The following is a 14,177-nucleotide window of genomic DNA, read 5'->3' as shown; positions in this document are numbered from 1 at the left end:
GGGCATTTTGAACCAACACAGAATCAGATACAGAGCATCAGAAGAGAGGATTCCAGCGATGACAGCTCAAATTTCAGCGTATGGCCGGCTGGTGGCCGACCCGCAGACCAGAACAACGGGAAAAGGTACAAACATGGCTATGGCCCGCCTGGCGGTTGCGCTGCCTTGTAATGCGGCAGATAACGGGGAGGCTACTTTCTGGTTGGGCGTGATTGCCTTTGGTAAGCAGGCTGACGCGCTGGCTAAACACCATAAAGGAGACCTTGTCAGCGTGGCGGGTAATATGCAGATCAATCAGTGGACTGGTCAGGATGGCGGTACACAGCAAGGCTATCAGGTCATTGCGGACAGTATACTCAGCGCCAGAACGGTACGACCAGGAGGTAAAGCAGGGCAACAGGGTCAAGCTACGGATGCCCTGCGCCGTGCCCATGAGCAACAACCGCCCGCGACCGGGTATGAAGGATTCGACCAGACTCCGCCGTATGAAGATGATTTTTGATTGAGCTATGTGGTTTTGTTTTTGCTGATATGAGCCTGAATTGTATGATTCAGGCTGCTATTTTAATAATTCTTTGAGCGGCTTCGAATGCACTGTTTACAGGAATGAAATTAATATCTTCCTTTAAGGCTAACTCGGTGAGTTCATTAACATAACCACGCATGCTTGCAACGGTTTTAGGTGGGATCGTTGGATCGTCGAATGAAGGAATACCGACGATAACGTCAAGAGTCTTTGGCTTTAAAACCATACTGGAGCGAGAAAGTGATTCTAAATCATATACTTTTGCTTTAATAGAGTTAATCGATGCGGATAAACGACTAGGTACCATTAACCCAAAATTAGACGCATAGATATCATTATAAAACCCAAAGCGCGTGTGCAACTGCGCACTTGATAACTGGACTCGGGTACCAAAATAATCTGAAAGCTTCGGGTTTAGCTTTCTGGCTTCGTCAGATATTCTGGTTGACCATTGCTCAGACTGCTTCTGACTAGATCTGTCATCATCTTCTAAGCGTTCTGCCTCAAGGGTTAAAGTACCTAGGCTCGCTGTTAGCCTGACAGCCTGCCTTAAGATCCCTGATAAGCTATCGTCGAGAGCGTCTGAATTTTTTGAAATTGCGAAACCAGAAATCGGTGGTGCCCAATGTTCTAAGTTAATGTGGGATTCTAGGTGAGAATGGAGAGAGCTTCTCACCCAAGATACCATTGATTTGATTGATTCTGATTTCGTCCCGTAGATTGAATCGAGAACCTCATCTCTGATGGACTGTATGATTTCATGCTTACCATCAACTCCCCGAGCCACAATGATTGCATTAATTCGTTCGCCTGAACCGATGATGGGCTCAAAGGACACTGACCACCACTTACCTGCGTAGGTTGGTTTAGCTGGGAACAGTGAGATGTCAAATGTCATTGAAACATGTCCGTTTGAGAGATGCATAGCCTAGATCTTATCAGAGTCTCGATTGATGACAATCTCTCGGTTAGAAAAGCTAAAATTTGAGCGATCACCGCATCGGGAACATACATTGTTGCCTGAGCGCTAGACATTATATCTTCCAAATTTAAAGCTCGATACATAGGGGTAATCATCTGTGAGGCGGTTCGTAAATCGCGGAATTTTTCTAATTCGGATTTGAATGAGAATAGAGCTCTCAAGATATTGTTATCGATTGCCGGTTCGCTAGCATGCAGCCCTTCTGGGAGCGCGAGCCCATGGTCAATGAATAAAAAATCATCACATCCATCATAAAGAATGTTACCAACATTTCTGTCATGATTGGCAATCCATTCATCGAAAACGCCAACATCTAGGGATGCTTTAAAATTCTGTAGTTTTTCGTATGCTTGACTGCAATCGGCGTACCGCCGAAAACTAGGATAATCCGCATCTTCAGAACCATACATCAGTGCATGCTGCCCTGGTGGGATAACATCCAACGTAGTGTTATCTGCGAGAACGAGGAAGGGCTTAGGAATTGGTATTCCTAGCTCTCTACCAAGAATAGCGCAGAATGCTTCCACGCAAATTTCCCGGGGATCAATGATCTTAGCAAACACTACAACCGTATTCGTTGCTGTTCTGACATGGGCTTTCCACGTCTGGTTTATGTTGCTATCACTAAACAATGTAGCCCCGGGTAAGAGGGTTGCTATCTCAATATTGTCCATATCTAAGCCAAGATTACCTACAGTACCCCTGAGAATATACAGAATACTCCCCTAGACATATCCTGATAAATGATCAGTGATTCATAATCAATCCGTCTGTAGTGATTTACTGATTTTGGCCACCCGTACCGAGGTTGTATGCTCAGCTTGGAACAAAACCTAGTCGTTCTGTTCATGCTGGTGGCCATCACTGCGTGGCAGTTTCAACGCTACATGTAAAATCAAAAGCCTCATCAAAATGCCCATATTTTATTTATAGGCAGAAACGGTGTGTTCTGGCTATGTATGGCAGGAATGGTGTGTTCTGCCTATCTATAGGCAGGTTTGACGTGTTCTGGCTATGTATAGGCACATCAGGGTTGATATCTCTTAGCGTTAACTTGCTGCGCTGGGAGGTAGCGGGTATCTCAGGTCGATTTGTGGCGCATCGCTTAGAAGCCGGCCAGATCTTGCCATCAGGTATCCGGCTATTTCTTCAGGCGTCAAATCTACATGGAGCATGTCTTCATTCTGGAACCATTCATTAGGCCAGTAGATGAGATCGGACGGATTGGCATCAAAGTTTATCTCCAGCAATCCCAGCGCGTAGCTTTGTTCCGATTCCTTGCCTTCAGCATTGCACACGAAACTAATTATCTGAACGAGTTTATCCCAGGTTAAATCCGCAACGTATTTCTCCTGATTAAATGCCATCCGGGTAAAGTTCTTTGCGTCGGTCCATGAGGAAAAGTCACGGAAATCAGAGAATTCATACGGATTAACTACCTGCCTGTTCCAGTCATCAATCATCGCTTTTAGCTCTTCATCATCTTCGTCAGCACCACTATCAATTTGCGACAGCATTTCTTCGGCTGCGTCCGTTAGTTCTTTAAGTTTCTGGCGATTTATCTTGGCTGGCTTAAAACGTTCGGGTAAGGGCATCAGGTCTTCCTTGTTAAGTTGAGACTCAGCGGCGACAAGTCATTACGCAATCTTCGTTAAGTACTCCTCAAAAGTCTATAAAACAATCAATTTCCTTTCTGATAACGATCGAATTTATTCTTTCATTAATTGCAATATAAACAATGATCATTTCATTAAGTGAAATTAAAATAACTGTATAAATATCAGGAGGTGGTCATGTCAAAACAGTCCGTCAAACCTGTCTTGCTCAGCGAGGCACAGATTCAGGCAATCCGAAAAATTCAGGAACAGCAGCGCCAGCAATCAGGTATTGGTGTTGCGCCAACTATCCATGAAATCGCTAGGGGGCTGGTGGATAAAGCGTTACAGCATCTGGGGTAAAAGTCCAAATAACTTCAATGCGAGGGTAAATCAACCATCTGTTTATTATTCATGCAGATAGTTAATGTTTTGGGGTTAATAAAGGTAATTGTGAAAATGAATATCACTGATGAAGAGTTGCTTCAGGAAATCCTGAAAATCATCGATAAGGCGCCGTTAACTGAGCAGATTGCGCTAACTAATTTGATTCAACGATATCAGTTGGCTGTCTCTGTGGCTGAGTTTGCATTACCCGGTTTTCCGTTAGGGGTTTTAGACTTTCTCTCGGCCGCAATAAAACCAGCCACCTTTCTTTCCTCTCCTCAATCGTCTGATCTGCATTGTAACGCCCAAGATAAAGCCGATGAGAAATCAGCACTAGCACCCAATGGGGATAAATACCACTAATCCCTGAAGACCACTCGCATAACATTCTCGGGAGAAAAGCATGCCAACCGTTCCGCAGTATCAACGCCAGAGCCAGACGCAGGCCGCGCCGGTAATGACCAATAATCTCCGCGTGCCGGAGAATCCACTGGTGCAGGGAATCCAGCAGGCTGCTGATATGTCGATCAATATGATGGCTGATGCAAAGCGCAAGGCTGATTTAGCCAATACCCAGAATGGGTTACTTCAGGTAAGCCAATTTAATGATGATCAAATTAACAATCCGCGGACTGGACTTATAACAAAACAGGGCAAGGATGCACTTGGACAATCTGATTTAGTTATTTCTAATGCGACTCAGAAAGTGCAGGACATTGCCTCTACCCTACCAGAGGGAGAAGTGCGCGATAATTTTATGCGCCAGGCTCAGGTTCAGTTACTTTCGCTGAAAAGCCAGGCAACCCGATACGAGGTTGGACAGCATCGACAATATGAAGCTGGCCAGCAAGATGGGTACTTACGCCTCCAGCAGCAGCAGGCTTTGAACCCGCAGGAATTTAATCAATCTGCGATGAATGCCTACCACTCCATAATTGCTTATGGGCAAGCTCATGGACAAAGCCCAGAAGAGATAGAAGCAAATTGGGCGCAGTGGCGTGAGCAGGCAGCGAACCGAGCGAGCGAAGCCTGGTATACGCCAATGTATCAGCAGCTACTTGGGCCAAACGGGAAAGTTGAGGTCACTGATACGCCCAGTGAATCGCAGCTATTTTCCGCAATGATCTGGCAGGAGAGCGGTGGTAATCAGTATGGTAAAGACGGATCGCCGTTGGTGTCGCCGAAAGGCGCGGTGGGCGTAGCGCAGGTTATGGAAGACACAGGGCCAGAAGCTGCACGTCTGGCTGGTGTGGCGTGGGATCGTGACAAGTGGCTTAACGATCCGCGCTATAACGCGAAGCTGGGCCAGGCGTACTTCGGTGCGCAGATGACGAAATACGGTAACAATCCTGTACTTGCGGTTGCTGCCTATAATGCCGGGCCCGGGGCGGTCGATAGCTGGATAAAAAAAATTGGCGATCCGCGTACAGGCGCCGTAAGCAATGAACAGTTCGTCGCGGCAATTCCATACGAGGAAACCCGCAACTATGTGGCGAAAGTAACCGGAGGTGCGCTGGCTATCCCGGGTCCGGCCACAATGGAAAGCCTCATCAAGCAGCCTTTCTGGAATGCGATGAGCCCACAGAACAAATCCGCCATGATGAGTAAAGTTGCAGGCATGTATGATATGCAGGCGGCTGCCGGGCGTGTAGCGCTGCAGAGTCAGATGCTTGATGACATGGTAACGCTTGAAGCTGGAGGTTCTGTTAATCCAGTCACGCCGCAGAAATGGGCTGCGGTAATGCCTTTGCAGGCGTCGCCCGCTGAGCGTATGCAACTGGAGAAAATCTATCAGCAGTATCAACAGGCCATGAGCCTGCAGCCCGTCTACCAGACCATTGTGAAAGGTAATTATCAGCAAGGTCTTGCGGCCGTTCAGTCTATACAACCCCAGCAGGGTGAGACGAACTCCAAATATAAGAGTGAGCTTTATGCTTCTGCTGTATCAAAACTCCAGCAAGTTCATGATGCACGCGAGGCTGATCCCGGAGCCTGGTTGCAACAACATTCCCCGGTAGTTCAATCAGCCTTCCAAGAGTACCAGAATAATCAGGTTACCGGTGAATATCTGGCTTCACGCATTCAGGCAGAAAAAGACCGGCTTGGGATCCGAAGCAAAAGTGTATTACCTGCGAGCATAGTTGACGGGATATCGGCAAAAGTTGATAGCGGCGATATGAACTTTTCTGACCTGAAAGGGATTATCTCTGGCTTTGGCCGTTACGGTGACACTGTTGTCGCGCAGTTGCAGCCAAAAACAAAAGCAGCAGTAAGGGTTGCTACAGCGATAAACGACCCTAACGCTGCTGACACGATGTTTACCATCCGCAATGTGAAGACTGAAGAGCTGAAGAAGAACGCTGGAGAACAAGCCAAAGGTGTAGACGCGGCCTGGAACTCTCTAATTTCCGCAGCATCGCCGACATTTAGCCTACAGCGACAAGGTGGAGCGGAAACGCTTGCTGATATCAATGAGCAAGGTAAGCGCCTGGCTTATTACTACATGGCATCGGGGGAAGATGCTCAGGCAGCAACAGAAAAAGCCTATAAAAAAATGATCGGCGATCATTATACGGTCACTGAGACATGGCGAATGCCTAACAGCCTGGGACTGAAAGAGAATAATGTTACCGACGGTCTGAGTAATATCGTCAATAGCCTCAAGGTAGATGATATTGGCAGTCGGAGTATGTTTTATATTCCATCAATGACGCCAGAGCAGAATGCCGCGAATAATCTTGCGCAGATACAGAATAGCGCTGAATGGGTGACAGACGAAAATGAGCAGGGTGTTTATCTAACAGTTAACGGCACTCCTATTCTGGATCAGCATGGCGCTCCTATCCATGTGAGCTTTGCTGATGCCAGCAAGTCTGGAATTGCAAAACCGAGTACAACCGGCGCCGTTCTTAACTGGATGGGCGAAAAACGAAAGGTTACTCCACCCTCTGAGTTCTATACACCAAATGTTAATGCCACTATGTCCGATGCCTTCAGGGTGATCCAGGGTCAGGATGGGATGAACCTACAGCCCCAAAAAGAGCCGGACACCTCGAGGAATGTATTGCGCGATGCTCTTAATACACGAGGAGGCCAATAATGGCGTTCTATACCGGTGCTCCGCTAAGCAACAACCCCTTGCCAGTCGAGGGCGAGCAGCCGCTATTACGCTCGCTTGGCGCGTCTGTTTCTGAAGGATTCAACGAAGGTCCATTCGTATCATGGGGTGAGGAATCACGCCTTGCCCGGCTAAATATTGATCCCAGTGCAGAGCGATATAGCCAGGAAGATGCCAGGCGTTTATTCGGCGAACATAAAATTGAATCTATCAATGTTCCTAGTGCGGGTTTAACAAAGCCTTATGTTGACGCTGTTATTCAGGACCATCAGGCTCACCTCAACAGGCAACAGATTTTACAAGGCGCTCCATCGGGTACCGTCTCTACTCCACTGAAGTATATGGCTAATCTGATGGGCAGCATGGCGGATCCTGGTAACGCTTTAATAGGGCTTATCCCTTTCGCTGGTGAAGCCAGAGCCGCAACACTTCTTGGCCGTGCTGGCCAACGTTTTCTACAGGGAAGTGCATATGGTGCAGCACAGACAGCAGCAACAATGCCGCTGGTTGCAGAAGGACAAGCAGCCCAGGGTAATGATTTTACTATGGGAGACTACGCCTCCAACTTTCTATTTGGAACAATTGGCGGTGGTATTCTTCACGCTGGTGGTGGGATTGTGGCTGATGCGCTTCGAGCCCGTGATATGTCCACTTCCCGGGTAAATGAGGTACCAGGTGCAGCAACCGAAAAGTCGCCATCTCCGGAAATTGGTCTCCCCATCGAATCACCGGCGGCGGAACCATTAATTATGCGACCGGGCATATTTCCTGATTCGCCAACATATCTCTCCAGAGCGCCGGCAGATGACCTGGCTAGAAGCATCGATCATTACCGCGAGAACTATACGCAGCAAACGGCCTATAACGATGTTGTCCCTTCTTATGCCGATAATCTTCAGGAGTTGGCATCACGGCAGATAACAGGCGTTGGTGAACTTCAGCGCCAGGTGGAAAGTCTGACCAGAAATATTGGCTCTCTTGATGCATCGCTGCCCGAGCTTACTAAACAGTATCAGGGGCAGAGGATGAAGTTCAGGGAAGCACGTGCGGCGGCACAGGCTCAACTGAATGATCGGCGCCAGCGGTTACAGACGGAGATCGAACAACTGAATTCTCGTATTGGAGAGCACCAGGACGGTGCCAGAGCGGCGCAGGAACTGGCATCTATCTCTCGCGGGGAACTTCCCGAACCGCTTGCAAAGCAAGTCTCCCGGCGAGCCGATGAGATCCGCTTGTCACTCCGACAATCCCCGGTTGCGCAAGGTATCAAAAGTGCAGCTCAGAAGTTAGGTGAGGCTGACTGGATGGTGCGTAATCAGGCTATGCGATCAGCCGTAGCCCAGATGCGCCGGGGGGAGGATGTAAACATCGAGCCGTTCCTCAATCTGGTAGACCCGGAGAAAAAAATAACGGCTATTGATGATCTGTCTTTACCTCGACGCATCCCAGCAGCGCAAGACGATGTGGCGGCCAGTGCTTCAGCTGATATCCAGATAAAGTCAGCGGGTGAGTCAGGCACTACTGATGACGCATTGAGACAAGCAGAAGAAAACCTGAATTATACGCGCCAGATTAACGACGCTATTTCTTCTGATGATCCGGAGTTCGCCGCTTTAATGAAACAGGTTGAACATGAGGCAGCAGATACCTCCATGGAAAAAGCAATCAAAGCTGCGGCTATGTGCCGTATAGGGAAACTGAATGGCTGATAATATTTTTCTCACCGCATGCGAAAAAGCAGTAAATGCTGCCGCCGGTCGCCCTCTGACCGATGAAGAGATGCAGAGTTTATTTAACAACATGGATGATACGATAGCGCGGATCAAAGCTGAGAATGCTGCTATTTCAAATGAGGGGGCTGCGCTCCAGGCTGCTGAGGAGCTAATGAAATCCGAGAGGCTGGCAAAAGCCATTGAGACTCAGCAGAAGCTGATCAACCTGCGTATTTACAAAAAACACTCGGCCTTTCTCAACAATACTCGTTTTGGCAAAGGCGAAGCAGATCGCCCTGATATCACACTGTCTTCCATTCTGGTCGGGCGTAATGAATATGCGGCCGGAACCCGTGAATCAGTAGCCAGGGAGCAGGAGCAACTGAGCGGTAAATACAATGGTGGTTTCTTTCACGACATCGATAAAACAGGTTACGAAAAAGCCTTTTCATCTGGTGAGTACGATCTTGATATAGCCCGAGCTATTGACCGTATGGGGCGCAGGGAGTCTACCGATGGTCTCCCTAAAGAGGCGATAGCACTTGGCAAAGTCATAATGAAGTGGAATGAAGTCACGCGTCTTGATAAAAATCGAGCCGGCGCATGGGTAGGTAAGCTGGCGGGATATATCACTCGCCAGAGCCACGACATGTACAAAATCAGAGCCGCAGGATACGAGGGATGGCGTGATTTTATTCTGCCGCGGCTGGATGATGGCACTTTTGAAGGCATAGCTAATCGCGAAGAGTACCTACAAAACGTCTATAACAACTTGGCATCGGGAACACATCTGACTTACAAGCCCGCCTCAGAGTGGCTGAAGGGCTTCAAAGGTGGCGGATCCAATATAGCCAAACGAGCCAGCCAGGAGCGTGAACTCATTTTTAAGCCCGGTGGTGATGCTTGGTTTGAATACAACAAACTGTACGGTGCTGGGAATATTCGCGAGTCTGTCATTGCCTCTCTGGATAGTGCAGCAAAAACAACCGGTCTGATGCGGGTACTCGGAACAAACCCTGAGCACATGTTTCAGCGTCTTTTTGATGATCAGTTGCAGCGTATTAAAAAGACAAATAACCCCGCGGCAGTGGCTGATTTTAATGGTCAGTTCCGTATGCTCAAACAGCAGCTTGATGAGGTCATGGGGCTTACCAATATCCCAGGGAATGCAACCCTGGCCAAAATGGGTGCCAGCATTCGAGCAGTTGAGGGGATGACTAAGCTGGGTAGCGCAACGCTTTCATCTCTTAATGATATAGGCAACATGTCCATGGAAATGCGGTATCAGGGCATGAATATCTATGAGGCGATGAGTAAAAACCTTGTGGCTAAGTTGCAGGGCTACAGCAGCGAAGAGAAAAAAGAAATCCTCAGTTATATGGGGATCGGTTTTGATGCAGTGCGCAATGAAGTGATCTCCAAATTTTCGGGAGATACTTCTGTCCCCGGGAAAATAGCTCGTCTTCAGCAGAAGTTTTTCAAATACAACTTGCTTAACTGGTGGACTGAAAACGGGCGTTCGGGCGCCGGACTTATCATGTCCAACTGGATGGCGCGTAATGCTGGCAGTGAGTTTTCAAAGCTGAACCCCGAACTCCGCCGCGTACTTGAAATAAGTGGTATCGGTGAGCATGAGTGGTCGGTATTCCGTAATATGCAGATGGACGAACTGAACGGTAACAGCCATATGACCCCTAATGGTGTTCAGTTTATCCCCGATCACGACATTGAAAAATATCTTGCAACGCAGAACATCAAGGCCAGTTCGGCGGCGATCGCCAATGCGCGGGAAACCCTTGCAGGTAAACTCCGGGGCTACTATCTCGATCGTATTCAGGTTGCTATGTCCGAGCCAGGGGCGAGAACAAATGCGCTAATTAAATTTGGCACTGTACCAGGCACGCCGGTTGGTGAAGCCGTACGAATGATGATGCAGTTCAAATCTTTCACAGCGTCGTTTATGCAGAATACCCTGGGAAGGGAGTTGTACGGCCGTGGTTACACGCCGGCGGCCCTTGGGCAGAGTAAGCTACCGGCGCTGGCCAAAGCGATGTTTGCAGGTAACGGGGAATGGCAGGGATTTGCTCAGTTGTTCGTATGGATGACTGCCTTTGGATATCTGTCCATGCAGGCAAAACTCATGGCAAAAGGGCAAACACCGCGACCACTGGATCATAAATCAGTCATGGCAGCGATGGCACAAGGTGGTGGTGCCGGCTTGATGGGGGATTTCCTTTTCGGCGAATATAACCGTTTCGGTGGGGGCATGGCATCCAGCCTGTCCGGGCCATTCGTCGGAGATGTAGATCAGCTACGGAACCTGTACCTGCAGGCCCGAGATGGCGATGCAAAGGCCGGAGATTTTCTCCGTTTCGGTATCAACCATACACCGTTCCTCAATCTGCTTGGTGTGCGTCAGGGAATGGACTATCTTATTCTGAACCGCATGCAGGAATGGTTATCACCTGGTTCTCTTGAGCGCTATGAGCAGCGTGTACAGAAAGATCAGGGTAATACCTTTATGTTACCGCCGTCGCAATTCATGTTAGGGAAATAATAATGAATTCTAAATATATAGCTTGCGCCATTTTCTGCTCATTTTTAGCTCCTGCAGAAGCAAAGTTTTATGATGGTCAACAGCTGTACCGATATGCTCAGGAGTATAAAAAAGCTGAGCAAGGTGTTCGCAGCACTCCTGATAATCAGCTTCAAGCTGGCGTATTCATGGGATATGTAGCATCAATGGTTGATGCCTATGGTGATGAGGGGGCTCAGGTTTTTTGCCAACCTAATGGGCGGTTACAGACATATGCTGATGTTGTTTATAAATACTTAAACGATAACCCTGACAAGCGAGTTAACTCAGCTGAGAGCTTGGTCATAGCTGCTATGCAGGCATCGTTTCGTTGTAACGAGCCGCCAAAGCTGGATGGTAAAAACTAGCGTGACATGTCACAAAGGTCGCTTTCGTGGCCTTAAATGCAGTGTGCCCTATAGAATTTTAATATCTTCGGATTAGTGAAATCGGATGCTTCAAAACCGCTCAAGACCCTCTGAAGTACGTTTTCTTCCATATCGGCGTGAGGAGTAAGTTCTCCACTCTGCTCTCGCGAAATAACATTCGGTACTTTCCAAACGATAGCATCTTCGTAATAAACGAAACTGTCATGGAAGACAAAGGGATGCTCCCCTGCATGAAGGATACATGCAGGGTCACTGTAAGCTGGTGGTGGATAAACAGAAGAAATATTCACTACCAGAACACAGTCGCAACCATGTATCGGGTAGTGAACCGGATCATTACAAATGATATGTAAATGATCGCTGCCGCCAACAGGCGCTAAGACCGTTCCTTTCCTGTAAGGGGCATATTGTTGCGTCATGCAAGTTGCCTGCTGAACTGTTTGAGTGCATCTCTCTCACGCATATGGCGAATTAGCTCATCAGCTTCTGATTCACTTTTACCCCCAGCCATAAGAATATCTTTAGGGCTGATGGGAACTGATGAACCATGCGGATTTTGCCATTCAGCGCACACTCGATGTGTCAGATCACAAAGCTCAAATCGTTTGTACTGACCATATTCGTCAAATACTTTATCAAGAATGCGTTTGTTTGCCTTGCTGAGCTCATCGAATGCGTCATCGTCGTCGAGTCCGTTAACTCGTTTCTTCAATGACACTTCAAAATCTGCCTCACCGGCAATCCAGTCATCCCAGGGAGATTCTTCCTCCGGGCTACCTGATTTCAGCAGGTCATACGTTCTTGACAGAACAGGTCCATTATTCATGGATACGGCACGATCACCAGTCATGGAGTCGCCGTAAGTGATCATGTATTCCCTGTCAGCAAGATACAGCAACTTCATGAGCTTGATGTATGCCATGCGTCCACCACGTTTAAGCAGCAGATAGCCAGCCATTTGCGCAGTTTTGCTTTCGCTATACATACTCAACCTCCAGAGTAAACAAGATGTTTACCGTGTAGCTAGCTTACTCAAATTTGATGAGTTAAGCAAAGTGAATAGATATAAAAAGAAGCGAATACATAGAACATCTAACCAAACTAAGAAGCGAATACCTGCGCCAGCAACCTCAGTAACCCTTGGCCTTAGCTATCACGTACTGAGCGTGCGTCTCGATTTCTCGCAGCGCTTGCTGACGCCAGCTATGTAGCAGAACATAGTCGTTAACTCCGCAGCGGCGCCGGCAACATTATGCCCGTCGGCATCCATCTTTTTCAGCATATCCATCAGCATGGAGTGTTCAACCGGACCGTTCACTCCCTCAGGACTATGGATGTGCTCACGGTAGTTCGTCTTCAGAGGGTAGTGATAGGTCTGCTTCTCTTCCGACTTTATGGTCTCAAGGGTGGCTGGCATCAAGCTGGCTACTACCTTCTGCGTTATATCCGCCGGCGAGAGCTCCTGGCGAACGTATCGCCCGGTGCAGAGGATTTGCGTAAGCAATGTGCCAACTGTATCACGTTGCCTTACTTACCGGGCGAGAAACTCTCTTGTCAACAGGTGGCTTTTTCCCACCAAAATTACCGGTGTTTGCGGCCTTTCTTTCGTCAAGCCACTGTTCGACTTCATCTCCATCCCAGGCACAGCGTCCGTCGGTAATATAAAAGCGTTTTGGGAACTGACCTTTGTGTTCAAGGCGGTCGATAGTACTCATCGATAACGGCACCACCAGCAACAACTCTTTCCTACCAAAAGCTTTTTTCATTAATTAATTCAACTATATGTATTAAAAATGGTGGTGTTTTTAGCAAGTGGCGCATCAGAAATGCAGAGGATTACTCCTGGTTATGTGCCGATGTATATTCAATCGTCCAGATATTATCCATTTACTGTTCAACACTAACTCTTTGTCTCTTCTGTCATGTTTAACTGGGCTCGTAAGCAATGATGCTTTCCCCTCATTGGGGGAAAAGGCTACTGCCGGACGCTTCAACCTGAATGCGCTACACAAAGCGAGTGGGGCAGAGAAAAAGAAAGGTCCGAGTTACTGGCTGGCCCTCGAGGGAACTAAGCAACTGATTTCTGAGCTTGAAAGGCAAACTACCGAGATCTCGGTAGTTACTAAGGAAGGTAAGAACGGCGGCACGTTCGCCCATGAACTGCTGGCTATCGAATACGCCGGATGGATCTCATCGAGATTGAGCACAAGCATATCTATGCTAAAACGCCGTTGGTATTAGGTGAAATACACTCAGCGAAATTTTTCGCTCACTACTCAGATAGCACGGGGAGAAAGCTGCCTTGTTACTTCTATCCAGAACGCGAAACCTGCCTGTACGCAACGTCATTTTCGCGGCTGATGTTGGTTCACTCAGCTAAATGTTGGTTCAAAATCGGATGGTGTTGGTTCAATTTTTTGAAAAATAATCAAATAAAACAATGGTCTTTACGTTTTGAGGCAACTGAACCAACCGAACCAACACATTTTGCATGTATATAGAGAAATTTTCCGTGTGTAAATTATGAAGCGGTTTTGGACGGGGGAATATTAGCGGCATAGCAGAAAGCTCCTGGCACCCAACATTGCGCGATAAATAGTCAATGTTCGGCCATAGAAAAATATATGGGGGTACATTTGGGGGTATGTGTGATTTTTATAACCTGTATAGTTAAATTAAATCAGTTTCTTACGTGTTACTATCGAATCCTGTAGGGGTACCATTTAAAATCAATAAGTTATCAACTTCATCCTCTCGCTGATGTTTTCTCATGGAACACATTTGGAACATCTTCTGCAAAAATCGAGTCAATTTGCCTTGCGTGTTCCGTTAAATGGTTAGGCGCCAGCTGGGCATAACGGCGTACCATTTCGATGCTTTCCCGGTAGATCAA

General features: G+C 47.7%; 15 protein-coding genes and 1 pseudogene. 8 read left to right on the top strand and 8 right to left on the bottom strand.

The window, feature by feature from the left end; genetic code table 11:
* Window positions 1–58: 58 nt before the first annotated feature.
* Window positions 59–502: a single-stranded DNA-binding protein gene (locus tag ACESQ2_RS00700; protein ID WP_032436817.1), complete on the top strand. Its 444-nt coding sequence runs from the start codon at window positions 59–61 to the stop codon at window positions 500–502.
* A 49-nt stretch (window positions 503–551) separates the two neighbouring features.
* Here ACESQ2_RS00700 and ACESQ2_RS00695 read toward each other — a convergent pair whose 3' ends face one another.
* From ACESQ2_RS00695 to ACESQ2_RS00685, 3 genes are all read right to left on the bottom strand, one after another.
* Complete coding sequence (locus tag ACESQ2_RS00695; protein ID WP_032410629.1) at window positions 552–1,424, bottom strand: hypothetical protein; 873 nt, start codon at window positions 1,422–1,424, stop codon at window positions 552–554.
* Window positions 1,421–2,182 carry a HipA family kinase gene (locus ACESQ2_RS00690; protein ID WP_373170094.1) on the bottom strand — a complete coding sequence of 254 codons (762 nt, stop codon included), beginning with the start codon at window positions 2,180–2,182 and terminating at the stop codon, window positions 1,421–1,423. The genes ACESQ2_RS00695 and ACESQ2_RS00690 overlap by 4 nt, the downstream gene beginning before the upstream one ends.
* Before the next feature lie 375 nt (window positions 2,183–2,557).
* On the bottom strand, window positions 2,558–3,103 hold the full coding sequence (locus ACESQ2_RS00685; RefSeq protein WP_373170093.1) for a hypothetical protein: 546 nt from the start codon (window positions 3,101–3,103) through the stop codon (window positions 2,558–2,560).
* Window positions 3,104–3,301: 198 nt separating this feature from the next.
* On the opposite strand from ACESQ2_RS00685, the gene ACESQ2_RS00680 reads away from it, so the two are divergent.
* From ACESQ2_RS00680 to ACESQ2_RS00655, 6 genes are all read left to right on the top strand, one after another.
* Window positions 3,302–3,466: a hypothetical protein gene (locus ACESQ2_RS00680; protein WP_009307973.1), complete on the top strand. Its 165-nt coding sequence runs from the start codon at window positions 3,302–3,304 to the stop codon at window positions 3,464–3,466.
* Window positions 3,467–3,562: 96 nt separating this feature from the next.
* Window positions 3,563–3,853, top strand: coding sequence for a hypothetical protein (locus ACESQ2_RS00675; RefSeq protein WP_135716460.1), 291 nt, complete (start codon window positions 3,563–3,565; stop codon window positions 3,851–3,853).
* Between the two features lie 40 nt (window positions 3,854–3,893).
* A complete protein-coding gene (locus ACESQ2_RS00670) occupies window positions 3,894–6,590 on the top strand; it encodes a transglycosylase SLT domain-containing protein (protein ID WP_032436811.1) in 2,697 nt (898 codons plus the stop codon).
* Complete coding sequence (locus ACESQ2_RS00665; protein ID WP_032436810.1) at window positions 6,590–8,317, top strand: hypothetical protein; 1,728 nt, start codon at window positions 6,590–6,592, stop codon at window positions 8,315–8,317. Before ACESQ2_RS00670 ends, ACESQ2_RS00665 begins: the two co-directional genes overlap by 1 nt.
* The gene (locus ACESQ2_RS00660; protein ID WP_032436809.1) at window positions 8,310–10,877 is read left to right on the top strand and encodes a hypothetical protein; all 2,568 of its coding nucleotides are present in this window, start codon (window positions 8,310–8,312) and stop codon (window positions 10,875–10,877) included. Before ACESQ2_RS00665 ends, ACESQ2_RS00660 begins: the two co-directional genes overlap by 8 nt.
* Before the next feature lie 2 nt (window positions 10,878–10,879).
* Window positions 10,880–11,263, top strand: a complete 384-nt coding sequence (locus ACESQ2_RS00655) for a Rap1a/Tai family immunity protein (protein ID WP_040215289.1) — start codon at window positions 10,880–10,882, stop codon at window positions 11,261–11,263.
* Window positions 11,264–11,295: 32 nt separating this feature from the next.
* On the opposite strand, the gene ACESQ2_RS00650 is transcribed toward ACESQ2_RS00655, so the two are convergent.
* The 4 genes from ACESQ2_RS00650 to ACESQ2_RS00635 all read right to left on the bottom strand — a co-directional run bounded on the left by ACESQ2_RS00650 (window position 11,296) and on the right by ACESQ2_RS00635 (window position 13,050).
* Entirely contained in the window at window positions 11,296–11,703 is a 408-nt protein-coding gene (locus tag ACESQ2_RS00650) for a hypothetical protein (protein WP_072040111.1), read from the bottom strand.
* Entirely contained in the window at window positions 11,700–12,269 is a 570-nt protein-coding gene (locus tag ACESQ2_RS00645) for a Panacea domain-containing protein (protein WP_040215292.1), read from the bottom strand. Before ACESQ2_RS00645 ends, ACESQ2_RS00650 begins: the two co-directional genes overlap by 4 nt.
* 168 nt (window positions 12,270–12,437) lie before the next feature.
* Window positions 12,438–12,701, bottom strand: a complete 264-nt coding sequence (locus tag ACESQ2_RS00640) for a hypothetical protein (protein WP_226323891.1) — start codon at window positions 12,699–12,701, stop codon at window positions 12,438–12,440.
* A 100-nt stretch (window positions 12,702–12,801) separates the two neighbouring features.
* Window positions 12,802–13,050, bottom strand: coding sequence for an AlpA family transcriptional regulator (locus tag ACESQ2_RS00635; RefSeq protein ID WP_032410641.1), 249 nt, complete (start codon window positions 13,048–13,050; stop codon window positions 12,802–12,804).
* 82 nt (window positions 13,051–13,132) lie between these two features.
* Between ACESQ2_RS00635 and ACESQ2_RS00630 the strand changes: the two genes are divergently transcribed.
* Window positions 13,133–13,525, top strand: coding sequence for a KilA-N domain-containing protein (locus ACESQ2_RS00630; protein WP_052455502.1), 393 nt, complete (start codon window positions 13,133–13,135; stop codon window positions 13,523–13,525).
* 505 nt (window positions 13,526–14,030) lie between these two features.
* Here ACESQ2_RS00630 and ACESQ2_RS00625 read toward each other — a convergent pair.
* A pseudogene (locus ACESQ2_RS00625) lies at window positions 14,031–14,165 on the bottom strand (integrase); the annotation flags it as partial.
* Window positions 14,166–14,177: the final 12 nt, after the last annotated feature.

Origin of the sequence: Klebsiella sp. Q11 (assembly GCF_964241505.1) — a bacterium.
Classification (GTDB): domain Bacteria; phylum Pseudomonadota; class Gammaproteobacteria; order Enterobacterales; family Enterobacteriaceae; genus Klebsiella; species Klebsiella michiganensis.
The sequence above is the reverse complement of the archived record's forward strand: the minus strand, read 5'-3'. Positions and strand labels throughout refer to the sequence as shown.

Excerpts from the sequence above, each read along its gene's own strand:
- ACESQ2_RS00700 (WP_032436817.1), top strand. The coding sequence starts at position 59 with ATGACAGCTCAAATTTCAGCGTATGGCCGGCTGGTGGCCGACCCGCAG.
- ACESQ2_RS00665 (WP_032436810.1), top strand. The coding sequence starts at position 6,590 with ATGGCGTTCTATACCGGTGCTCCGCTAAGCAACAACCCCTTGCCAGTC.
- ACESQ2_RS00630 (WP_052455502.1), top strand. The coding sequence starts at position 13,133 with ATGTGCCGATGTATATTCAATCGTCCAGATATTATCCATTTACTGTTC.
- ACESQ2_RS00635 (WP_032410641.1), bottom strand. The coding sequence starts at position 13,050 with ATGAAAAAAGCTTTTGGTAGGAAAGAGTTGTTGCTGGTGGTGCCGTTA.
- ACESQ2_RS00685 (WP_373170093.1), bottom strand. The coding sequence starts at position 3,103 with ATGCCCTTACCCGAACGTTTTAAGCCAGCCAAGATAAATCGCCAGAAA.
- ACESQ2_RS00680 (WP_009307973.1), top strand. The coding sequence starts at position 3,302 with ATGTCAAAACAGTCCGTCAAACCTGTCTTGCTCAGCGAGGCACAGATT.
- ACESQ2_RS00670 (WP_032436811.1), top strand. The coding sequence starts at position 3,894 with ATGCCAACCGTTCCGCAGTATCAACGCCAGAGCCAGACGCAGGCCGCG.
- ACESQ2_RS00650 (WP_072040111.1), bottom strand. The coding sequence starts at position 11,703 with ATGACGCAACAATATGCCCCTTACAGGAAAGGAACGGTCTTAGCGCCT.
- ACESQ2_RS00660 (WP_032436809.1), top strand. The coding sequence starts at position 8,310 with ATGGCTGATAATATTTTTCTCACCGCATGCGAAAAAGCAGTAAATGCT.
- ACESQ2_RS00675 (WP_135716460.1), top strand. The coding sequence starts at position 3,563 with ATGAATATCACTGATGAAGAGTTGCTTCAGGAAATCCTGAAAATCATC.
- ACESQ2_RS00640 (WP_226323891.1), bottom strand. The coding sequence starts at position 12,701 with ATGCCAGCCACCCTTGAGACCATAAAGTCGGAAGAGAAGCAGACCTAT.
- ACESQ2_RS00690 (WP_373170094.1), bottom strand. The coding sequence starts at position 2,182 with ATGGACAATATTGAGATAGCAACCCTCTTACCCGGGGCTACATTGTTT.
- ACESQ2_RS00695 (WP_032410629.1), bottom strand. The coding sequence starts at position 1,424 with ATGACATTTGACATCTCACTGTTCCCAGCTAAACCAACCTACGCAGGT.
- ACESQ2_RS00645 (WP_040215292.1), bottom strand. The coding sequence starts at position 12,269 with ATGTATAGCGAAAGCAAAACTGCGCAAATGGCTGGCTATCTGCTGCTT.
- ACESQ2_RS00655 (WP_040215289.1), top strand. The coding sequence starts at position 10,880 with ATGAATTCTAAATATATAGCTTGCGCCATTTTCTGCTCATTTTTAGCT.